Genomic DNA, 21,234 nt, shown 5'->3' on the forward strand with positions numbered 1-21,234 from the left:
ATTTTCCACTTGGAGGGGTTTCTTTTATTCTTCAACTGAGAACTTATACTCAATCGTATGTTCATATTTTTCGCCTGGATTGAGAATGGGACTAGGGAAATTCTCATGATTGATTGCATCTGGCCAATTCTGAGATTCTAAGCAAAAGCCCCATTGTCTATCATAGATTTTTCCATCTGCTCCTTCAAAATTGGAAACAAAATTGGCAGTATAGAATTGAACTCCCACATTGTCAGAATACATATCCATTACCCTTCCGCTTTCAGGGTCTTTCACATGGACAAAGTGCTTCATCTCTGAATCTTTCTCCATTTTCATCACCATATTATGATCAAATCCACCACCATTTGCTTCCACTTGGTCTCCTAGAATCTTTGGATCCCGGAAATCAAATGGAGTTCCTGTCACATCTCTCACCTCGCCAGTAGGAATCAAACCTTCGTCGACTGGAGTATAGGCATCAGCCCAAAATTGGAACTCATGTCCCAAAACATTTCTCTTTACACCCGTCAAGTTGAAATATGTGTGATTGGTCAAGTTCACGATGGTCTTCTGATCTGTCTCAGCCTCAAATCGAATCCGAAGAGTATTGGATAAGGTCAACTCCATCCATAAAGTAGTTTCCAAATTTCCAGGATACCCTTCCTCTCCATCCACACTCAAATAAGTCATCTTTACCCCTATCGTGCTATCATTGGAATAGGGTTCTCCTGTCCAGACTTTTTTGTTGAAACCAACATTGCCTCCGTGGAGATGATTCGGCCCATTGTTTTTGGCCAATTCATATGTTTCTCCATCCAAGGTAAATTCGCCTTTCGCGATTCGATTGGCAATTCGGCCAGCTGTAGCTCCAAAGAAAGGATTGCTTTTGGATAAAAATTCCTCAACAGTATCAAAAGTCAAAATCACATTTTCCATCTTCCCGCTTTTATCCGGAGTAATAATTTTGGTGATGGTTCCACCATAGTTTGTCATTTCTACCTGCATATTTCCATTATCCAACACATAATGGAAAATAGCTTGACCTTCCTGTTCGGCCACTTTTTCAGCTTTGATCATCAGTTCAATATCTTCAATAATAAATTCTTGGGTCTTTTCTTGTTTGCAAGCCAAAGCGAAAACCAAAAGGCTTAGGAAGGCAAATTTTGAAATGTATTTCATAAGGTGTTATCTAAGAAGCTTTTGGGAATTGATTTAGCTAAACTCTTTACCTATAGACGCCTCATCAGTCATCTGAATTTTTAAGAGTTTTAAGAATTCAGACTTTAGAATTCATAATTCTATTTTCTAATGTGATTGTTTTCGATTCGATCCAGTTCAGCTTGTAATTTTTCTTGGGAAAGCCATTCTCCAGCCATCATCACTCCTTTTGGATTTTGAAGAGTTTTCAGATCTTCCAATGGGTTTTTATCCACCATCACAAAATCAGCCGCCATGCCTTTCTTGATCATTCCCCACTCATTTTCCCTCCCCATGTACTGCGCAGGAACAACCGAACCAGTTTTTAGGATCTCATAATTGGACATGCCGGCCTCAGACATCAAAGCCATTTCATGCTGAATAGAAAAACCGGGAACATTGAATACCTGAGGGGAATCAGATGCCAAAATCATTGGGACACCAGCCTCATGAAGCTCCATAAATAACTTTCTACGAAAAGCCAGATAAGGTGCCACATTTGCCTCATCCAACATCCCAGCTCTTTCTAATTGCTTTTTTGTATTCACCCACTGCTGGATCAATGGTCCAGGCAAATATTTCATCTCCGGAGCTTTTCTAAATTCATCTGCTGGGATATAGCCAAAGTATCGATCAAAAAGTGTCAAGGTCGGTGCGATATAAGTTCCCTGATCCAACGTCTCCTGAATCAAAGCAGGCAACTTTTCCATCTGCACCTCTCCTACCAATTTTAGATTGAAAGGCCCTGATGTAGTAATATCTATTTCGAGATCGTCAGGCAACAAACCTTCCATGTAACCATCCATATGCTCCACGGATTTAAATCCACTTGCCAAAGCATTGTCAATCCCTACAGCCAATGGAACATGCCCCCCGAAAGGAATCCCTAGCTCTTTGGCAGTTTTGGAAATCTCCCACATCTCATCCAGCTCAACACCTGGATGGATTTTCAAATGATCATAACCTGCCGCTTTTTGTTCCCTGACCATTTGAGCAGCTTGCTCAGGACTAGTCACGGAATTAGCATTAAATGAAGGTCCTGAAATAAATACGCGTGGCCCCATCAACTCTCCTGAATTTACCTTGCTTCGCAAAGCAACATGTGTGGGATGTCCGAGCATACTCCGGATCCTCAACACGCCATTGGCAAGGTATAGCCAGAGAGACTCTTCTTGTAACTGGGTACTCCCATCATTCGAAACTGGTAAATGAGCATGAAACTCCGCTAAACCTGGGTAGACATAAGCTCCTCGTCCATCAACTACCAAATCTGCAGTCATTCTTGGAGTCTGAGGAGATTGAGGAATAATGTCCTTGATATATCCATCAGAAACATAAATCGCCTGATTTTCCAGAACTTCTTCCCCATCCATTGTCACAATATTGACATTCAGAACCAAGATATCTTGGGCAAAAACAGCTCCGGCAAAAAGCCAAGCAACCAAGGAAAAGAAGAGTTTTTGAAGTTTCATGTTGATTATTCTAGGTGTGGCAATGAATTTCGGTCATTGAAACCTAGAAAACAATCCAATCCTGTAAAATCCTAAGGCTCTAGATGATCCAATATTTCTGCAACCATGTCTTCAGGACTTTGGTCAATGGAAATTTTGACTCCGTAATCCGGTTCTTCCCAAGTTTCAAATTGAGAATCCAGCATACCGGCTTTCATAAAATGATTTTGACGGGCAGTCATCCTTTCCCAGATCAAATCTCGATCTCCGATCAAATGGACCCAATGGATCTCAGGGTCCACCGAAAGTATCTGTCTGTATTTTTCTTTTAAGGCCGAGCAACCCAATATACATCCTCCGCTTGCTTTCGAATCGAGCATTTTTTGAGCTAATAGCTCTAACCAAGGTTTTCTATCATCATCATCCAAAGGATGTCCGGCACTCATTTTCGCAATGTTTTCGGCAGGGTGAAAAAGATCCCCGTCGTAAAATGGAATCTTAAAATGCTCCGAAAGTGCATTTCCAATTGTAGTTTTTCCTGTACCGGAAACACCTGTGACGATTATTAACATATAGGCTCCGAAAGATGGTCAATCAATCTTAAAGATTGGCTATTTTGTGAAAGATGAAAAACAACTCCTCTTTTATTTCCGATCAATTTTATTCCAAATATGTTCGGGATCTTCATTTCCGTCACTTGAGAATGGCTATGCCGAGCTCTTCTATTCAAGAATGCGCTACCCAAATGGCAAATGAGCAGGTAAGTTGTCTATTTATAGGTTCCGCTCCCCAGGAAATCCAAGGCTACATCACCGATATTACACTTAGAGATAAAGCTCTTGCTTTAGGGATTGCCTTAGAAACACCTGTTTCACACATCATGGAGAAATCCATGATCTCAATCCATCCAGATGCAAGTTTGGTTGAGGCATTATTATTAATGTTTCGAACCAAATCCCGATACCTTTTAGTCCAAGAAAACGAACAATACATCGGTTGGATTTCGAGAACCAAAGTCCTGACAGAGCAAAGTCAGGGGCCTTTCATGTTTATCCAATCCGTAAAAGAGGCAAGGCAAATTGAGGAACTGAAAGAAAAATGGCATCACATGCCAGAGATCATCCATCTGCTACTTTCCAGAGGGATGAAAGCCGGCTATGTCAACCAAATCATCACGACTGTGGCGGATACGATTACTCAGCGAGTCATAGAACGGGTCATCAAAGAAATCGGATCTGCCCCTGCCAAATTTGTCTTTTTCGTACTGGGAAGTGAAGGCCGCGGCGAGTTGACTTTGAAAACTGATCAGGACAACGCCATCATTTATGAGGACAAGGCCAATGAACACCGTGAAGCCGTGCGGGAGTACTTTTTGGATTTCGCTACTCGAGTTTCCTCCGCCCTCAATCAAATTGGAATTGATTTTTGTTCGGGTGAATTAATGGCTATGAATCCCAAATGGACTCATTCTCTTTCTCATTGGAAAAGAAATTACGAAACATGGATTTCGGATGCTTCAGAGGAAAACACGATGAACTACTCAACATTCTTTGATTGCAGAGCCATTTATGGAAAAGAAAGTCTGCTGGAGGAACTGAAAGTGCACATGGGCAACCTTTTGGAAAAAGCCTCAGAGAGATTTTTCATCAATTTGGGTCATAATGCTCTTCAATACGAGCCACCTTTGACATTTTTTAGAACCATCAGAACTGAAAAGATTGATGGCGAAAAGCAACTGAACTTGAAGCAAACCATGAGACCAATTGTAGATTTGGCCCGAGTATTTGCCTTGAAGCATCAAATTCACGAAACCAATACTGTCCGGAGGATAGAGTTACTGAGGCAAAAAGGGGTTTTCACCATGCCTGAAACTCAGGAATTGATCCATGCTTTCAATTACCTAATGTCTCTCAGATTGGAGAATCAAGCCCAACTGATTTTGGATAAAAAAGAAAAACCAAAAAACTTTTTGAAACTGGATTCATTGACAAAAGTCCAATCCGTAACCTTGATTGAAATATTTAAAGTTATCAAGGATTTCCAAGCGAGAATTCGGATTTCCTTTACAAAGACCCTATAAATTTTATCTCAAGATGATACTTTTATAAATTTTTTATAAAAGTTGTTTTTTATTACTGAAAGTTTTTTAAATTTGTTATATAGAATAACTTTCAAACAAGAGTGAGTTTTTCAGAATATAATTTCAAATATCAGAGATTTACAGATGATATTTTGGAGTTTAAAGTTCTAGCTATTTCAATTTATTTGGAATCGAACGGATTCTAAATGAAAAATTCATAAAAACCCTAAACTGTCGAAACAGTATGCTAAGTAAGTATCCACTCTCAGACGTTGAGAAAAGCTTCTTCAAGGAGTCAGGTGTTGAAAAAATCAGCACACAGATTCCTTACCTTATGGTTGACAATTTCCCGAAATTAGGATTGCTTACCGCTTGCCGATTCTTAGAATGGGCAGCAGCCAACCCAGAAGGCGTTATTTCCTTACCAACTGGTAAAACTCCAGAATTCTTTATCAAGTGGACCCAATATCTACTGGATAACTGGGACAGTAAAAAAGGGAAGGAAATCAGAGATCAATACGGACTTGGCTCTGTCAAGAAGCCGGTATTGAAAGATTTGACTTTCGTGCAGATTGACGAATTTTACCCGATTTCTTCTTCTCAGCACAACTCATTCTACGACTACGTAAACAAATTTTATATCCAAGGTTTCGGGCTTTCTAAAGAGAAAGCGATCCTCATCAACTCTGATGAGATTCCTTTGGCTCAAGGCAAATCTTACCAGGAAATCTTCCCTGATTTGAAAGTGGATCTATCCTTGAGATACAGAGAGCCTGAAAACGAATTGGAGAAACTTCAGCAGGAATCTATCTACTTGATCGACCAGTGGTGCGGTGACTACGAGCAAAGAATCCGTGATTTAGGTGGTATTGGCTTCTTTTTGGGTGGTATCGGACCTGATGGACACATCGCCTTCAACACTAGAGGATCTCATATCTTCTCTGTGACCAGGTTGACTGAAACCAACTTTGAAACTCAGGCTGTAGCAGCCGGTGACTTGGGCGGTATCGAAGTATCTGCAAATAGATTGGTAATCACTATCGGTTTGGACACAATCGTTTACAACCCTGAGGCAGTGGCGATCATTATTGCTGCTGGTGAAGCGAAAGCAGGTATTGTGAAGGACTCTTTGGAAACCAAATTGAGCAACGTATTCCCTGCTACTGTTCTTCAAAAATTGAAAAATGGTCGTTTCTATTTAACCAGAGGTGCTGGTGTAAAATTGACTGATTCCATGGATGCCTACTACGAAAAAGGCGAATGGACTTTTGAAAAGACTGAAAGAGCTGTGATCGAGCTTTGCAAAAAGCTAAACAAATATGGTCACAGATTGAAATTGAGTGACTTGAAAGCTGACAAATACTGTAAGTTGATCCCAGATCTTTCTGAGGAAACAGTAGGTCAGGTAATGAAAAGTATCGAAACTAAGTTGGCTAAAGGTCTGGAAAAAGAAACCGAGCAAACATTGCTTCACACAGGTCCTCACCACGATGATATTTCTTTAGGCATCTTGCCTCATATCACTAATCAGTTGTATGAGCCAACAAACGAAGCCCACTTCTCTGTATTGACTTCCGGTTTCACAGCAGTGACCAACAGCTTTGTGATTGACACATTGCAGCATACCAAAAAGCTATTGGATGAGGATAAAATCCAAATGGTGAATTTCGAAGATTTCTTCGAGGTAGGTTATAGCCTGAAGACTGACAAGGATGTCTATCACTACTTGACAAATGTCGCTTCCGAAAATGCTGACGCAAGAAAAAGAGGTCTTTGCCACCGTGTAGTAAGAGCTTTGGTGATCGTTTATGACGTGAAAAACAAAACTCAACTGCGAGAAACAATCAATGATGTCATCAGCATCTTGAGAAAGAGCTACGACGGAGAGAAAAACCCTGCTAAAATCCAAAAACTAAAAGGTATGATCCGTGAGTTTGAGGAAGAGTTAGTTTGGGCTCACTTCGGAGTGCAGGTGAAAAACGTTCACCACTTGAGACTAGGTTTCTACACTGGCGACATCTTCACCGAGCAGCCAGACAAGACTCGTGACGTAGAGCCTATCGTGGATCTTTTCAGAAAAGTAAATCCTACGAAAATCAGCTTGACTTTGGATCCAGAAGGATCTGGGCCTGATACTCACTATAAAGTGTTGCAGGCAACTGCTGCGGCAGTGAAAAAGTGGAGCGAAGAGAAAGACTTGAGCGACCTTCGTATCATCGGATATAGAAACGTTTGGTTCAAATTTGAGCCACATGAAGCAAATGTGATTGTTCCAGTTTCTTTGGGTGATATGTCTGTAATGGAAGATTCATTTGCCAACTGCTACTTGAGCCAGGTAAATGCATCTTTCCCTAGCTACTCTCACAATGGTAAATTCAGTACCGTAGCAAAGAGAACTTGGGTTGGTCAACTGAATGACATCCAATTGCTGCTTGGTAAAAACTACTTCTACCTACACGACCGTGCGAAAGTAAGAGCGAGTCATGGCTTGATTTTCTTCAGAGACATGAACGTAGAAGAGTTCTTAGCTACTGCTAGAGAGCTAGAAAAGTCAATTGAAGGAATGTTGTAAAAAATTAATAGATTGAAAATTGGATCAGAAAGTCATTTCGCATGACTTTCTGATTTTAGTTAGTCAAACCTATCATAACCATCTTAACAATAGCGAATGGAAAAGGCCATTTTGGGATTAGATATCGGAGGCACCAGCATCAAAGGTGGTGTTCTGATCAACGGACATCTAGAGGATATCCGGACCATCCCTACACCGGCCAAAGAGACTCAGGAGTTTATCCTGGAGACCATCGCCATTTTTATAGAATCCTATTTACACCATGATATTTCTGGGATCGGAATTGGTATCCCGGGATTGGTAGACGTCGAAAACGGAATCGTTTTGGGCTTAGCAAATATCCCCGCATTTCAACATGTGGAATTAGCTAAATTCTTGAAAGTAAGAATTGGTAAACCAGTTTTCATTAATAATGACGCAAACTGCTTTGCTTTGGGAGTACATAAATTTGGTGTTGGGAAAAGCTACAAAAACTTAGTAGGCATCACTTTGGGAACGGGCGTAGGAGGAGGAATTGTAATTAACGGACATCTGTATTCAGGCGTCAACTCTGCAGCAGGAGAATGGTGCAGTGCTCCATATCTGGAGAGTAATTTTGAAAACTATTGTAGTGGGAAGTTTTTCCACTATCAATATGACACCAAGCCAAAAACTTTGGCCAAAAAGGCATTAGCAGGAGATCCAGAAGCCCTAAAGGCTTTTGATGAGTTTGGTCACCATTTAGGTGAATTGATGAAGCACATTCTCTATGCGCTGGCCCCAGAAGCAATTGTCTTAGGCGGTTCTATTAGAAAAACCTACCCTCTATTTAAAGAGGCTATGCATAAATCTCTTTCCACGTTTGGATATCCAACCGTATTAGAGAATTTGAAGATTTTACTTTCCGAATTGGACGAAACAGCCATCCACGGAGCAGTAGCTTTGGTTGATTTCGAACAGGAAACAGTCAACAGTTAAAAGATTAAAGTTGGTTTAGTAAATGAAAAAGAGCGATCCCCCTGAAGAGATCGCTTTTTTTATGAAGTATTTTTTTGATCAGATACCCAAAACAAATTCCAAATCCAACTTATCCTCCACTTTTACCAATCCACCAAACTTCTTTGGAGGATCAAGGTCCAGCATATCAAAGTTTAAAACCAATTTCCCTGCTATCTCCTCCTCCTTCCTTTCTAACTCCATTTCTGGAAATTCTAAAGTTTTACCTACCAAATTCACGGTTAGGTGACAAAATAGCCCCCCTTTCATTTCATAAAGGTTTTTAACTTCTACTTGGGCGCAAGGATATTCACTTGATTTCAAAGTGGAACGAAAATCCTTATTCAAAAGAAAATTGCCACAGGAAAAGCTGGAGATTGGAATCTCAAATTCAAGAGAAGGGTGATTTCCTGGCACATTTAAGTTCAAGGTATCCTTTTCCCCTACTCTTGTAAAATCACAGTTAAACCTACCCAGAGAAGTATATCCAGAAACTTTTACCACATGGTGCGTAATGACCATGACCTTTTTTTCCTGTCTCTGAGGAGCAAACAATAATTCAAGTATGAGAAAAAGGACAAGCATAATTCAAGTAGATTAGAAACCAATCACTCCTTCAATCATCAATCCATTGAATTTACCACCGTTTTTGATATCTGTAGCAGCAAAATCTTTATAATTCTGAGATACATATTCTAGCTTGGCTAGGATGTTTTTAGAGATAAACCATCCTCCACCTACTTGAACTCGATCGATCGATACATCCAATCCACTTCCAGCTAATTCACCATTCACTTGATTATATCTTCCCGCGACATAGAATTTTTCAGCGGCCCCAAATCTATAGACTAAATCAGCACCCACTTGATTCCATTTTCTATCCTCTGTTTCGCTAGAAGCTTTTCCTTTGGCTTGCTCGATATTGGCAAAGAATTCTAAGCCTTTGTATTTCACAAATGGATTGAAAACCATTGCTGTGATATTATCTGTCAATCCAGGATTGAATCTACCTGAGGTGAAATTGGAAGAAGTAGAAGCCAGTGTATTTTCCATAACCAAATAATATCTAGAACCTCCTCTATCACCACCATACAAGGTATTTCTAGAAGATCCAGAGGTAGTATACATGGATCCTGTTAATCTCAATCTGAAGTCTGAGCTCAGCTGTTTATCATAACCAACTTTTCCTATCAAACTCAATTTTCTCTTGTCAGGATTGGTTACACCACCTTGGATTTCTCCACCAGTAATACCGCCCACTACCAAGAAGCCATTGCTTTGGAAAGTCAAATCACCACCAACTTCTGTGGTAAAGGCATCCATGATATAGTTTCCTACGAATGGATTAAAAAGAGCATTACCATTATCAGTTCTACGGAAATGCGCATCACCATAATTGATCTCCATATGACCCACTCTCAGGGTAAAATACTGCTCAAACCACTCCGGATTACCCAAAAATGAAAGTTTGTCAATTTGCAAATAACCACCTTTCACCCAAGATTCTGGATGGTGTCTAGAGGATAAATAAGTGATCAGGTTTAACCGAACCCCATCCAACAATTCCACATCAATATTCAAGTTTGCGGTTGCTAGGTTAGATCCAAATCCGATATCAACTAATTCATTGACATTCACACCATCAGCATTCAAAACTGCCTCAGCAGTATTCTCATGGCTGATACTTTGGAATTGCTGAGCAAAATTACCTCCAATTCTCACCTTTACTCCTTCAAAAGGTACGGTATCCAGCTTACCTGTTTCGAAAATATTGATCCCTCTTTGATCATAAGGTCTCCAATATTGAACATCTCTTTCGAGTCCTTGAGCAAATACCGCAGTGAAGCTTCCCGCAGCGAATGCAGCAGCGATTAAATACTTTTTCATGATTTCTAGTTAAAGGGTTGGTATAAAAGTCGTCGAGAACGACAGAGTTATCTCGTCATCAGTTTTCACTGTTCCTAGAAGGGCAGTTGGAGGGGCTATTGAAAACGTTGTCAACTTGGTGTCAAAATCACCTTTGAAAGTGAAACTTTGACCACTTGTTGTGACTTGAACCGGAAAAGAAACTGTTTTAGTAACTCCCGCAATTGTCAGGTCACCGGAGGCAGTAAAATTGGCTCCGCTATTAGAGATACTTTTCAAGGAAAATTTTATTTCCTTATTGTTTTTTGTATCCAGCGCCTTGTATGCATTTTTGTCCAAGCCACTGGTTCCACTTTTTAGACTTTCCGCCAAAAATGAAATTTGAAGTTTCTTTGCAGAAACAAATTTCCCATTCTCAACTGTAAAGACTCCTTGGCCAGAAACTGTATTAGTTTCCATATGCCAATCATGCAAGGTTGACCCACCTTCTATCTTTAAGATTGGGGAAGGTCCCATTTTGAAATTGGTTTGAGCTAGTCCGACATTCGCGATTATTCCAAAAGCTCCCACTAGCAACCAGCGATAAAAGTTCATTGTGATTTTCATTGGCTTACCGATTAATTGTAACAAATGTCACAGATAGAGTCTGCGTAATCCCTGACGAAAGTCAGCTTTTCAAATGATTGTATTCAGTAATCAAAAGGAAAAAATCAGAATATTATTCTAAACTTAAAGTATTAAATATTAAAAATTAGAATTTTATTCCATCCATTTAATATTTTAAAAAATTTTACACTGCAATCTGAGATCAAAACCAATTGATCAATGGTTTTATTAGAAATAATTTAAAAAATATTATTCAAAATTGAAATTCGACTTTACAAAACCTATATCGATTGAAAATGATATCGATTTGACAATTAAATAATTATAAAAACTTTTTAAATAGTTACATATTCTATCTCCAACTAGAATTTCCCACACTCTACTTTTTGATTCATGATTCCACAAGAAATTGGTATTTTCAATTTTAATCACCCAAAATGAATCAGAATAATCTCAAAGTCGCCTTAGCTCAAATTGCTCCAATCTGGCTAAATAAATTTGAAACCATCGAATTGGTGAAATCAAAGATTTTAGAAGCAGCGAAGCAAAAATGTGATCTAATTGTCTTTGGAGAGGGCTTGGTACCTGGCTACCCTTGGTGGCTTTCCATCACACATTCGGCCGCTTGGGACCACAAGACTCAAAAAGAAATCTTTGCTCACTATGCCAGCAATGCAATCCAGATCGAGCGAGGTGATTTATCTGAAGTTCAAAAAATCGCCAAGGAAAATAGGATTGCGATATACCTTGGAATCATTGAGAGGCCGACTGACCGAGGAGGACATAGTCTTTATTGTACTTTAGTATACATCGACCAAACAGGCGAAATCAAATCTGTTCATCGAAAGCTTCAACCTACCTATGATGAAAGACTTGTCTGGTCTCCAGGTGATGGAAACGGGCTTCAAACCCATCCTCTTAAAAATTTCACCCTTGGTGGATTGAATTGTTGGGAGAATTGGATGCCTATGGCGCGAACGGCTCTTTATGGATTAGGAGAAAACGTTCATATCGCTGTTTGGCCAGGCGCGGTCAGAAACACCGAAAATATCACAAGAATGATCGCCCAGGAGAGTAGGTCTTACGTGATTTCTGTGTCCAGCTTGATGAGAAAGACCGACTTCCCAAAAGACACTCCCCATTTGGATGTGATTCTTGAGAATTGTCCAGAAGTTTTGGCTGACGGAGGAAGCTGCATTGCAGGCCCAGATGGCAAATGGATTTTAGAACCCCAAGCACATTTTGAAGGACTTTTAGTAGAAACTTTAGATTTTCAGAGAATCTTAGAAGAAAGGCAGAATTTCGACCCAGTTGGACATTATTCCAGACCTGATATCCTAAAACTCAAAGTGAATAAAAAGAGACAATCCAACGTAGATTACAAATAAGACCAAAGTGAAACCAACTATTTCAGATATAAAAAAGTCCGAATACGCTGAAGTTCTAGAAGTTTGGGAAGCATCTGTTCGAGCTACCCATGATTTTCTTCAAGAAGAGGATATCGCTTACTTCAAACCTTTGATAATGGAACATTACCTAGATGCTGTAAAGTTGAAGGCATGGAGAGACGAAAACAATAAAATCATCGGTTTTTCAGGCGTTGCAGACGGCAATTTGGAAATGCTTTTTATCCATCCGGATTCGAGAGGGAAAGGAATCGGAAAGGCTCTATTAGAATATTCAATCACAAACTTGAACGTTACCAAAGTGGATGTCAATGAGCAAAATGAACAGGCAGTTGGCTTCTATCTAAAACAAGGCTTTATCCAAATCGGAAGATCTGAAAAGGACCCAACAGGCAAACCCTATCCCATTTTACACTTACAATTTAATCCATAAACCAAATCAATGGAAACTCTACCTACTTTTAAATTGATTGGTATTTCTATTCGAACTTCCAACGAAGATGGCCAAGCGGCCCAAGATTTAGGACTGCTTTGGCAACGCTTTTTTCATGAAAACATCTCAGACAAAATCCCAAATAAAACTGGTGAAGAGATCTACTCGGTTTACACCGATTATGAATCTGACTACCAAGGAGAGTATACCTGTCTTATTGGAATGAAAACCGATTCTTTAAATGAAATCCCTGTTGGATTAATTGGTAGGGAGTTTTCAGAAGCTGAATTCAAAAAATTTGTAGCCAAGGGAAAAATGCCAGAGGCAGTCGTTGAGACCTGGATGGAGATTTGGTCTAAGGACAAAGAACTCAACCGAAGCTATACCGCGGATTTTGAAATATATGGCCCAGCCAGTCAACAAGGAGACAATTCAGAAGTAGAAATCTTCATCGCTGTAAATTACTAATTGATTTTCAATCATTTATAAGAAATTAGCTTTCTAGGCTCGTGGTTTTTTCACATTTTTAAGAATACCAAACCACCAACCAAATGAAATATTTCTACGCTTTTTGTATAGCCCTATTGATGGCTATGCAAGGGAGCTATTCCCAATCCAAACTTAATCCTGCACCTGATAGAAGACCCGATGAAGGGGAAGGACCTTTTGAAAGACTGATCATCAGGGGAGCCATTGTCATTGACGGGTCAGGTGCACCTCCAGCTGGACCCGCAGACATTGTAATCGAAGGCAATAAAATAGTCGAAATACGTCAAGTTGGAGTTCCGAATGTACCAATTGAAGACTCTGGTAGACCACAAGGCGCAACCAAAGAAATCGACGCGCACGGATCCTATGTGATGCCGGGACTTATCAATCTACATGCCCACGTAGGCGGAGCCGCCAAATCTCCCAATGCAGAATATCCATATAAACTTTGGATGGCACATGGAATCACTACGATCCGAGGCGTTCCAGCCGAAAATGTAGGATGGACTCAAAGTGAGAAGAAAAGAAGTGCGGCTAATGAAATCGTAGCCCCTCGAATCATTGCATTCCACACGATGGGATCCGGAGAAGACTGGAAAGGAGGCCCGGTTTACACTCCTGCAAAAGCCCAAGAATGGGTAAAATGGGCTGCTTCACAAGGAGTGGAAGGAATTAAATTCTTTAATCATGACCCTGATGTTTTAAAAGCAGCAATTGATGCTGCTCACGAGAATGGAATGGGAACGGTAGCTCACATTTCTCAGCCTATGGTCGCCCAAACCAACGCATTGGACGCTGCTAGATTAGGCTTGGACGTTTTGACCCATTATTATGGAATCTTTGAATCCCTTTATAAGGACGAGGACATCCAACATTGGCCTGCTGAATTCAATTACAATGATGAACAACATCGATTCAGCCAAGTTGCTTATCAATGGAATAAAATTCATCCCCGTGGTAGCAAGCAATGGCAAGCACTAATCGATGAATTTTTGGAGCATGATTTCATCCTTGACCCGACAATGACCGCATATCTGGCCGGTAGAGATCTGATGCGAGAAAGAAATGCTGAATGGCATGCTGAATACACGCTGCCTACTCTTTGGGATTTTTACACACCTAACAGGGAAAATCACGGCTCCTATTTCTACAACTGGACTTCTTGGGATGAAACTGCCTGGAGAAATTTCTATAAAGTCTGGATGTCTTTCCTAAACGACTATAAAAATGCTGGAGGTAGAGTCACTGTAAGTGATGACGCTTCATTCATCTACAACCTTTGGGGGTTTGGGTACATCGAGGAAATGGAATTGCTGCAAGAGGCAGGATTCCATCCTTTGGAAGTAATTCGTGGAGCCACTTTGCACGCAGCGCAGGCGATTTTCGAACCGAAAGGTAAGCCTATTGAATTCGGAGTAATTCGCCCAGGACTTTTGGCAGATTTGGTGATTGTAGATGAGAATCCAATTGAAAACCTCAAGGTCCTTTATGGAACAGGTTTTCTTAAATTAAATGATGAAACAAATCAAATGGAAAGAGTTGGAGGTGTGAAATACACGATTAAAGACGGAATCATTTACGATGCTGAAAAGCTTCGAGAGGACATCAAGAAAATGGTATTAGATCAAAAGAATCAATAAAAAAACAGATTTATTTCTTGTCAAATTGAGCGGAGTCGAAATTTATTTACGACTTTTTAAAGTCTTCGACTCCACTACTATTTACAAAAGGTAATTTTTTACAAGCATATCACTGATATTACTTTTCCGTCCTTTTTCCTGTAGGTGAAAAAGGACCAGAAAACCCACCGCTGTCCATTTTTGGGTTAAAATCAATTTCCTCCCCACACGTCGGAAAACTCCTCAATTTTGCACAAATTCTTGTCAAAACTGGAATCTTCGGAAGCAAAATTTTCGTCAGACAAGCCTCCTAATTTCAACCCTCAAAGTTGATTTCTTAACACCCAAAATTGGAAGGCGGGTCCAGACTACAAATAGATGTTCTCCACTCAATTTAAAGTCACATATTTTCCAATGATCTAAAATTTTACTTGTGATATCAAAGTGACGATTTGCTTTGAAGTGATTGGTGACGGATTGGAGGCAATAAGCGTTAAGAAAATCGGCTAGTTCCGAACTTGTTCGGAAATCCGGCGATTTTTAGCGTTTGACTCAATTCGGTAGAAAATGTCCACAGGCATCTTCAAGCCAATTCAAGCAAAAGACTTTTGGCGACTTTTGGTCTTTCAAAAGTCGCACAACAAGTTAAATGCCTTTTATTCATCTGATTTGATCAAAGAAAATTGGATACTCTACCTGACAACTACTAGAAATCAATTTAATTCCTCCCAAATTTTTAAACTCGATATTCTCTACTACCCATCCAATTAAAACGGGGAATTACCTTATTTTTGGGACATGAGCCCATTGCAAAAGGAGCGTACGATATCAATCAGCGGACTTTTCCGAATTAGTCGCCCTATCAATTTGCTTTTGGTAGCTTTTACTCAGTTAATGACTACTTATTTTTTGGTGAAAACCACAAACTCTGGAGCTCCTGTTTTGGAAGACTTCAGGCTTTATTTGTTGATTTTGGCTACCGTTATGATCACTGCAGCTGGCTACATGATCAACGATTATTACGATGTCAAAATCGACTACGTAAACAAACCTCATGAGGTAGTGGTTGGAAAAGGCATCAAGCGAAGAGTTGTGATTGTTTTACATTCGATTCTCAATTTTTCGGCAATCGCATTAGGCCTGATTGTCTCTCCAAAGATTGGCCTTATCAATTTCTTTGCCGCGTTCTTACTTTGGTTTTATAGCAATCGTTTGAAACGAGAACCTTTTATCGGAAATCTTACAGTGGCTTTTCTGACTGGTCTTTCAGTTTACATCATCGCCTTTTATTTTCAGAAAAATGAACTCTTGGTATTAACTTATGCCATTTTCGCCTTTTTCCTCAACCTGATTCGCGAGATCATTAAGGATATCGAAGACCGCCATGGAGACCGTAAACATGGCTGCAGAACCCTCCCAATAGTCATTGGGTTTAGAAAAACCAAACAGGTTATTTTTGGAATTGCGACTCTTTTTGTGATCTCGATTTTGGTCATTACTATCAAAATCAACAAGACAGAACTATTTATCTATTTCGGCGTTCTGGGACTAGCTTTCCTTTGGTTTATGTGGAAAATTTATTTGGCTGATCGCAAAGAACAATTCACAAAACTCAGCGCTTGGGCAAAAATTTTAATGCTCGTAGGAACCTTGAGCATGGCTTTACTCTAATCAGTATTTTCAAGAGCTTTTCTTTTCCACCTTTTCACATCCCCCAATCATTTTTTGGCAATTCCTTATCAAAACCATTACTTTCATGCAAATTTTCAAAAAATGCAAAACGCCAAAACCATTGTAATCAAAATCGGCTCAAACGTCCTGACTCAATCGTCTGGATTGCCCGACTTGAATCGCATGCAGCACTTGGTTCAGCAAATCATGAGATTGACAGAAGCTGGAAAAAAGGTTGTATTGGTGAGTTCTGGAGCGGTTGCATTTGGAAGACAGGCTATTTCCCTTCCCGAAAAATTAAACCCGGTTTTCAAAAAACAAATCTGGGCTTCTACCGGTCAAATCCGCCTGATCAATCAATATCAGGGTCTTTTTGGTGAGTTGAATCAACCTATCGCACAGATTTTGGTAACCAAAGAAGATTTCCGCGACAGAAAACATTTCCTCAATATGAAAAATTGCATTGAGGCGTTACTAAGTCAAGGGATCCTTCCAGTCATCAATGAAAATGACACCGTAACTATTACTGAGCTGATGTTTACGGACAATGATGAATTGGCCAGCTTGACAGCAGCAATGATCAATGCCGACACCTTGATGCTTTTGACCAATGTGGACGGGATTTATACTGGAAATCCAGCAGATCCAGGATCCGAATTGATTGAAAAAGTGGTTGCATCTATGCCAGAAGTGAGTTCCTACATTTCTGCCACCAAGTCCTCTTTTGGACGAGGTGGTATGTTGACCAAATATGCCATGGCCAAGAAATCTGCTGATTTGGGGATTCAAGTAATCATTGCAAATGGGAAAAACGATGGCGTTTTAGAAAGTTTTTTAAGGAAAGAATTGAGGTGCACCTGGTTTGAACCAAAGAGAGAAAAGCATGCTCCAAAGAAATGGTTGGCCCATGGCACACATTACTACAAAGGAGAAATATTTATCAACGAAGGAGCTAAATCCTCGTTGACATCATCTGTGATTAGAAGTTTATTACCTATCGGAATCACCAAAATCGAAGGTGAGTTTTCCAAAGGTGACATTTTACTGATTCGCGATGAAAATGGAGAAAAAATTGGATTGGGAAGAGCAGAATATTCTTCTAAATCAGCTGAGGAAAAAATCGGTCAAAAGAAGCAAAAAGCCCTAATCCACTACGATTACCTATATTTATTTGATCATGAGTGATTTTTCAAGTGTATTCCAAGCAGTCAAAAAAGCAAGCAGACAATTAACCGGCATCAAGGATGAAGCTGTTCAAAAAGTCCTGTCAGACCTTGCTGATTTGATGGTATTGCAGTCAGATTTTCTTTTGGCAGAAAACCAAAAAGATCTGGATCGCATGGACAAAGAAAACCCCATGTATGATCGCCTTCTTTTGACAGAGCAACGAATCAAAGGAATCGCTCAAGAGATGCGTCAGGTTAGTAATTTACCTAGTCCGCTTCAGATTAGACTGGAAGAAAAAATGCTTCCAAATGGATTGTTTTTGGAAAAAGTAACCGTTCCCTTGGGTGTGATTGGGATCATCTATGAAGCCAGACCCAATGTGACTTTTGATGTCTTTTCTTTGGCATTGAAATCAGGGAATGGCTTGATCCTAAAAGGGGGTTCGGATGCAGATGCTTCCAACCAGGCGATCATGACATTGATTCATCATATTTTGGAAAAGCATCATCTTCCAAAAGAAGCTTTTTTGCTATTGCCTCCCGATCGTACTGCTACCAAGGCTCTTTTGGAAGCAGTTGATTTTGTAGATGTTATTATCCCTCGTGGCTCTCAGGGATTGATCAATTTTGTAAGAGAAAACGCCAAAGTTCCTGTAATCGAAACAGGAGCTGGCATTGTACATACCTATGTGGATGAATCTGCAGATTTGGAAAAAGCGAAGGCAATCATTCACAATTCCAAAACCCGTAGACCTAGTGTCTGCAATTCACTGGATTGTCTGATTATTAACCAAAATAGGCTTTCTGAGCTCAATGAATTGATCCAGCCCCTTTTGAAATCTGGAGTAAAAATCTTTGCAGATGCTCCAGCTTTTGATGCTTTAGCACCAAATGATTTAATCTCCGAAGCAGATGATTCTCACTTCGGGACAGAATTCTTAAGTCTTCAATTAGCGATAAAAACAGTTCAGAATCTAGAAGAGGCTTTGGAACATATTGCGGCCTATTCTTCTAAACATTCCGAAGCAATTGTTTCGGAAAACCAGGAACATATTGACCAATTCATCTTACAAGTGGATGCAGCTGCTGTTTATGCCAATTCCTCCACTGCATTTACAGATGGAGCTCAGTTTGGATTAGGGGCAGAAATTGGAATCTCCACCCAAAAACTTCACGCTAGAGGACCGATGGCACTCAATGAATTGACAAGTTATAAATGGGTGATTAGAGGAAATGGGCAGGTAAGGAATTAAGATTTCTTTGCGTGGCGATCGATCAAAACTTCCATCACTTCATCCAATTCATATCCTTTGGCTTCCAATAGCACTAAGTAGTGATACAATAGGTCGGCTGCCTCTCCTAAGAATAACTCTTTGTTGTCATCTTTGGCCTCAATGACAATCTCTACGGCTTCCTCGCCTACTTTCTGAGCTACCTTATTGATGCCTTTGGCAAAAAGTGAAGCGGTATAAGACTGATCGGATGGATTGTTTTTTCGATCCTTGATAATGGATCTCAATTGATCGATAAATCCGGTTTTGGAGCTATTCACTTCGGCAAAACAAGTATCCGCTCCAGTATGACAAACAGGTCCTACTGGATTGGCTTTTACCAAAATCGCATCCCCATCACAATCCTCAGACATAGAAACCAACTCCATAAAATTACCGGAGGTCTCCCCTTTGGTCCACAATCTATTTTTGCTTCTGCTAAAAAATGTCACTTTGCCTGTTTCTTGAGTTTTGGCCAATGCTTCTTCATTCATATAGCCCTGCATCAAGATTTTTCCACTCAAAGCATCCTGTACAATTGCAGGTACTAAACCATTCATTTTATCGAAATCAATTTTCATTATTTCTATTTTTTGAAATACATTAGAAATACACAGAAATAAAATCTGATTAGTCAGATTGAAATAGAATTACTATTTCGGTTCAATTTATTGAGCAATATTCCTAAAGTATTTTTTTTTGTATTCTCTTGATTTTACAATTTCAAAAGTCCTGATCAATACCCTCAAGGCATCCCACAACTTAAAGTTTATTTTCTAATCACAATCCCTTCTTGGTCCAAATAACTTTTCAATTCGGGGATCGGAACTTCTTTAAAGTGAAATATACTTGCAGCCAATGCTGCATCAGCTTTTCCAAAGGTAAAGACATCTTTGAAATGAGCCATATTTCCAGCTCCTCCAGAGGCAATTACTGGAATCGATAAGGCTGAGGAAATCTCAGATGTGATTTCATTGGCAAAGCCAGCCTTGGTTCCATCATGATCCATGGAAGTCAACAGAATCTCTCCTGCTCCACGATCCGCCACTTCCTTGGCCCAAGCCTGAGTCTGAAGCAGGGTTGGCTTTCGACCTCCATGGGTATGAACATAATCGGTCCCATCTACATCCCGCGTATCAATGGCTACAACGATACATTGAGAACCAAATTCACGAGCCATTTCATCAATTACTCCTGGATTCTTTACCGCGGAGGAATTGATCGAAATCTTATCAGCTCCGGCATTCAGCAAGACTTTCACATCTTCAACTGTTGAAATACCTCCACCCACAGTAAAAGGAATATTGATCGCCTTGGCTACTTTGGTTACCAACTCTGCCAAAGTCTTTCTCTTGTCAACTGTTGCTGTTATATCCAAAAACACCAACTCATCCGCTCCTTCATCCGAATAAGCTTTTGCTAACTCCACTGGATCACCTGCATCTCTCAATTGGACAAAATTCACCCCTTTGACAGTTCTACCATCTTTGATATCGAGACAGGGGATTATTCGTTTGGTTAACATTTCATTGTATTCAAAACTTCTTTATTCATTATTCGACATTCTAAATTTGGGAAATAAGATTTACGATTTACGAGGCCTAATTTAATACTCGACATCCTTCCCATATTTAGCATTTTTTGATGTTGAGAATTGATATTGATGACTGAGGTTCAGTTCAATCTCGTAATTCGTACTTCGTAAATCATGCTTAGACGAAAGCTGCCAATTCCTCCAAACTCACTCTTCCTTCGTAGTAAGCTTTTCCAACTATAGCAGCATAGACTCCCGCTTTCTCTAAGTCTTCCAAATCCTTAACTGAAGAAACTCCTCCACTAGCAATCAATTTCAGGCCCGGTATCTCCTGCAAAATTTCTTTATACAGATCAGTTGAGGGGCCTTGCAAAAGGCCATCTTTAGCTACGTCCGTGCAGATTACATAACTGATTCCTTTGCTGACATATTCTTTAATAAAAGGAATCAGATCCACAGAAGTTGTTTCTTCCCAGCCTCCTACAGCGATCTTTCTGTTCTTGGCATCCGCTCCCAAAATGATCTTTTCAGCTCCATAGTTTTCAATCCAGGACTCGAAAAGAGATCTATTTTTCACTGCAATGCTTCCACCCGTGACTTGCTTTGCTCCCAATTCAAATGCCTTTTCAATTTCGGCATCGGCTTGAATTCCTCCACCAAAATCAACGTGAAGAGAGGTTCCACTCGCAATTCTCTCCAAAACATCGCCATTGATGATTTTCTTAGCTTTCGCTCCATCCAAATCTACTAGATGCAATCTCTGAATTCCCGCTCCTTCAAACCTCTTGGCCATTTCCAAAGGATCATCATGGTATTCTTTTTTACTGGAATAATCACCTTGACTCAGGCGAACACATTTACCTCCGATAAGGTCGATTGCAGGTATGATTTGCATGGTTTGAATTAGAAAATTTCC

Annotated in this window: 19 protein-coding genes; 10 read left to right on the top strand and 9 right to left on the bottom strand. The window is 40.0% G+C overall.

The window, feature by feature from the left end:
- Nucleotides 1-24 precede the first annotated feature (24 nt).
- From O0V13_RS18345 to O0V13_RS18355, 3 genes are all read right to left on the bottom strand, one after another.
- Complete coding sequence (locus O0V13_RS18345; protein ID WP_268036445.1) at nt 25-1,161, bottom strand: aldose epimerase family protein; 1,137 nt, start codon at nt 1,159-1,161, stop codon at nt 25-27.
- A 119-nt stretch (nt 1,162-1,280) separates the two neighbouring features.
- Nucleotides 1,281-2,651, bottom strand: coding sequence for an amidohydrolase family protein (locus tag O0V13_RS18350; protein ID WP_268036446.1), 1,371 nt, complete (start codon nt 2,649-2,651; stop codon nt 1,281-1,283).
- Between the two features lie 71 nt (nt 2,652-2,722).
- On the bottom strand, nt 2,723-3,202 hold the full coding sequence (locus tag O0V13_RS18355) for a gluconokinase (RefSeq protein WP_268036447.1): 480 nt from the start codon (nt 3,200-3,202) through the stop codon (nt 2,723-2,725).
- Between the two features lie 53 nt (nt 3,203-3,255).
- On the opposite strand from O0V13_RS18355, the gene O0V13_RS18360 reads away from it, so the two are divergent.
- The 3 genes from O0V13_RS18360 to O0V13_RS18370 all read left to right on the top strand — a co-directional run bounded on the left by O0V13_RS18360 (nt 3,256) and on the right by O0V13_RS18370 (nt 8,239).
- Complete coding sequence (locus O0V13_RS18360) at nt 3,256-4,710, top strand: DUF294 nucleotidyltransferase-like domain-containing protein (protein WP_268036448.1); 1,455 nt, start codon at nt 3,256-3,258, stop codon at nt 4,708-4,710.
- A gap of 244 nt (nt 4,711-4,954) precedes the next feature.
- Nucleotides 4,955-7,282 carry a glucosamine-6-phosphate isomerase gene (locus tag O0V13_RS18365; protein WP_268036450.1) on the top strand — a complete coding sequence of 776 codons (2,328 nt, stop codon included), beginning with the start codon at nt 4,955-4,957 and terminating at the stop codon, nt 7,280-7,282.
- A 96-nt stretch (nt 7,283-7,378) separates the two neighbouring features.
- Nucleotides 7,379-8,239, top strand: coding sequence for an ROK family protein (locus tag O0V13_RS18370; protein WP_268036452.1), 861 nt, complete (start codon nt 7,379-7,381; stop codon nt 8,237-8,239).
- Between the two features lie 78 nt (nt 8,240-8,317).
- Here the strand turns inward: O0V13_RS18370 and O0V13_RS18375 are convergent, their stop codons facing one another.
- From O0V13_RS18375 to O0V13_RS18385, 3 genes are read right to left on the bottom strand one after another with little or no spacing between them, the layout of a single operon-like run.
- A complete protein-coding gene (locus O0V13_RS18375) occupies nt 8,318-8,842 on the bottom strand; it encodes a hypothetical protein (RefSeq protein WP_268036453.1) in 525 nt (174 codons plus the stop codon).
- Nucleotides 8,843-8,854: 12 nt separating this feature from the next.
- Entirely contained in the window at nt 8,855-10,144 is a 1,290-nt protein-coding gene (locus tag O0V13_RS18380; protein WP_268036454.1) for a hypothetical protein, read from the bottom strand.
- Nucleotides 10,145-10,153: 9 nt separating this feature from the next.
- Nucleotides 10,154-10,729 carry a YceI family protein gene (locus O0V13_RS18385; protein WP_268036455.1) on the bottom strand — a complete coding sequence of 192 codons (576 nt, stop codon included), beginning with the start codon at nt 10,727-10,729 and terminating at the stop codon, nt 10,154-10,156.
- Between the two features lie 437 nt (nt 10,730-11,166).
- Between O0V13_RS18385 and O0V13_RS18390 the strand changes: the two genes are divergently transcribed.
- From O0V13_RS18390 to O0V13_RS18420, 7 genes are all read left to right on the top strand, one after another.
- A complete protein-coding gene (locus O0V13_RS18390) occupies nt 11,167-12,117 on the top strand; it encodes a carbon-nitrogen hydrolase family protein (protein WP_268036456.1) in 951 nt (316 codons plus the stop codon).
- A 7-nt stretch (nt 12,118-12,124) separates the two neighbouring features.
- Nucleotides 12,125-12,568: a GNAT family N-acetyltransferase gene (locus O0V13_RS18395; RefSeq protein WP_268036457.1), complete on the top strand. Its 444-nt coding sequence runs from the start codon at nt 12,125-12,127 to the stop codon at nt 12,566-12,568.
- Nucleotides 12,569-12,577: 9 nt separating this feature from the next.
- Nucleotides 12,578-13,036, top strand: a complete 459-nt coding sequence (locus O0V13_RS18400) for a GyrI-like domain-containing protein (RefSeq protein ID WP_268036458.1) — start codon at nt 12,578-12,580, stop codon at nt 13,034-13,036.
- Nucleotides 13,037-13,119: 83 nt separating this feature from the next.
- Nucleotides 13,120-14,697 (top strand): amidohydrolase family protein, encoded by a 1,578-nt coding sequence (locus tag O0V13_RS18405; protein ID WP_268036459.1) that lies wholly within the window; start codon nt 13,120-13,122, stop codon nt 14,695-14,697.
- Nucleotides 14,698-15,474: 777 nt separating this feature from the next.
- Complete coding sequence (locus O0V13_RS18410; RefSeq protein WP_268036460.1) at nt 15,475-16,347, top strand: geranylgeranylglycerol-phosphate geranylgeranyltransferase; 873 nt, start codon at nt 15,475-15,477, stop codon at nt 16,345-16,347.
- 102 nt (nt 16,348-16,449) lie between these two features.
- Complete coding sequence (gene proB, locus O0V13_RS18415) at nt 16,450-17,532, top strand: glutamate 5-kinase (protein WP_268036461.1); 1,083 nt, start codon at nt 16,450-16,452, stop codon at nt 17,530-17,532.
- Entirely contained in the window at nt 17,525-18,766 is a 1,242-nt protein-coding gene (locus tag O0V13_RS18420) for a glutamate-5-semialdehyde dehydrogenase (protein WP_268036463.1), read from the top strand. The genes proB and O0V13_RS18420 overlap by 8 nt, the downstream gene beginning before the upstream one ends.
- Here O0V13_RS18420 and hisIE read toward each other — a convergent pair.
- The 3 genes from hisIE to hisA form a co-directional block, all read right to left on the bottom strand.
- Complete coding sequence (gene hisIE, locus O0V13_RS18425) at nt 18,763-19,365, bottom strand: bifunctional phosphoribosyl-AMP cyclohydrolase/phosphoribosyl-ATP diphosphatase HisIE (protein WP_442780934.1); 603 nt, start codon at nt 19,363-19,365, stop codon at nt 18,763-18,765. The genes O0V13_RS18420 and hisIE overlap by 4 nt on opposite strands.
- Nucleotides 19,366-19,553: 188 nt before the next feature.
- Nucleotides 19,554-20,309 carry an imidazole glycerol phosphate synthase subunit HisF gene (hisF, locus tag O0V13_RS18430; protein ID WP_268036464.1) on the bottom strand — a complete coding sequence of 252 codons (756 nt, stop codon included), beginning with the start codon at nt 20,307-20,309 and terminating at the stop codon, nt 19,554-19,556.
- A 187-nt stretch (nt 20,310-20,496) separates the two neighbouring features.
- Nucleotides 20,497-21,213: a 1-(5-phosphoribosyl)-5-[(5-phosphoribosylamino)methylideneamino]imidazole-4-carboxamide isomerase gene (gene hisA / locus O0V13_RS18435; protein ID WP_268036465.1), complete on the bottom strand. Its 717-nt coding sequence runs from the start codon at nt 21,211-21,213 to the stop codon at nt 20,497-20,499.
- Between the last annotated feature and the right edge of the window lie 21 nt (nt 21,214-21,234).

The organism is Algoriphagus sp. PAP.12 (assembly GCF_026652115.1).
Taxonomy (GTDB): Bacteria; Bacteroidota; Bacteroidia; order Cytophagales; family Cyclobacteriaceae; genus Algoriphagus.

What these genes read in the sequence shown, in the direction of transcription:
- O0V13_RS18345 (WP_268036445.1), bottom strand. Translation starts at nt 1,161, where the DNA reads ATGAAATACATTTCAAAATTTGCCTTCCTAAGCCTTTTGGTTTTCGCT.
- O0V13_RS18350 (WP_268036446.1), bottom strand. Translation starts at nt 2,651, where the DNA reads ATGAAACTTCAAAAACTCTTCTTTTCCTTGGTTGCTTGGCTTTTTGCC.
- O0V13_RS18355 (WP_268036447.1), bottom strand. Translation starts at nt 3,202, where the DNA reads ATGTTAATAATCGTCACAGGTGTTTCCGGTACAGGAAAAACTACAATT.
- O0V13_RS18360 (WP_268036448.1), top strand. Translation starts at nt 3,256, where the DNA reads ATGAAAAACAACTCCTCTTTTATTTCCGATCAATTTTATTCCAAATAT.
- O0V13_RS18365 (WP_268036450.1), top strand. Translation starts at nt 4,955, where the DNA reads ATGCTAAGTAAGTATCCACTCTCAGACGTTGAGAAAAGCTTCTTCAAG.
- O0V13_RS18370 (WP_268036452.1), top strand. Translation starts at nt 7,379, where the DNA reads ATGGAAAAGGCCATTTTGGGATTAGATATCGGAGGCACCAGCATCAAA.
- O0V13_RS18375 (WP_268036453.1), bottom strand. Translation starts at nt 8,842, where the DNA reads ATGCTTGTCCTTTTTCTCATACTTGAATTATTGTTTGCTCCTCAGAGA.
- O0V13_RS18380 (WP_268036454.1), bottom strand. Translation starts at nt 10,144, where the DNA reads ATGAAAAAGTATTTAATCGCTGCTGCATTCGCTGCGGGAAGCTTCACT.
- O0V13_RS18385 (WP_268036455.1), bottom strand. Translation starts at nt 10,729, where the DNA reads ATGAAAATCACAATGAACTTTTATCGCTGGTTGCTAGTGGGAGCTTTT.
- O0V13_RS18390 (WP_268036456.1), top strand. Translation starts at nt 11,167, where the DNA reads ATGAATCAGAATAATCTCAAAGTCGCCTTAGCTCAAATTGCTCCAATC.
- O0V13_RS18400 (WP_268036458.1), top strand. Translation starts at nt 12,578, where the DNA reads ATGGAAACTCTACCTACTTTTAAATTGATTGGTATTTCTATTCGAACT.
- O0V13_RS18405 (WP_268036459.1), top strand. Translation starts at nt 13,120, where the DNA reads ATGAAATATTTCTACGCTTTTTGTATAGCCCTATTGATGGCTATGCAA.
- O0V13_RS18410 (WP_268036460.1), top strand. Translation starts at nt 15,475, where the DNA reads ATGAGCCCATTGCAAAAGGAGCGTACGATATCAATCAGCGGACTTTTC.
- proB (WP_268036461.1), top strand. Translation starts at nt 16,450, where the DNA reads ATGCAAAACGCCAAAACCATTGTAATCAAAATCGGCTCAAACGTCCTG.
- O0V13_RS18420 (WP_268036463.1), top strand. Translation starts at nt 17,525, where the DNA reads ATGAGTGATTTTTCAAGTGTATTCCAAGCAGTCAAAAAAGCAAGCAGA.
- hisIE (WP_442780934.1), bottom strand. Translation starts at nt 19,365, where the DNA reads ATGAAAATTGATTTCGATAAAATGAATGGTTTAGTACCTGCAATTGTA.
- hisF (WP_268036464.1), bottom strand. Translation starts at nt 20,309, where the DNA reads ATGTTAACCAAACGAATAATCCCCTGTCTCGATATCAAAGATGGTAGA.
- hisA (WP_268036465.1), bottom strand. Translation starts at nt 21,213, where the DNA reads ATGCAAATCATACCTGCAATCGACCTTATCGGAGGTAAATGTGTTCGC.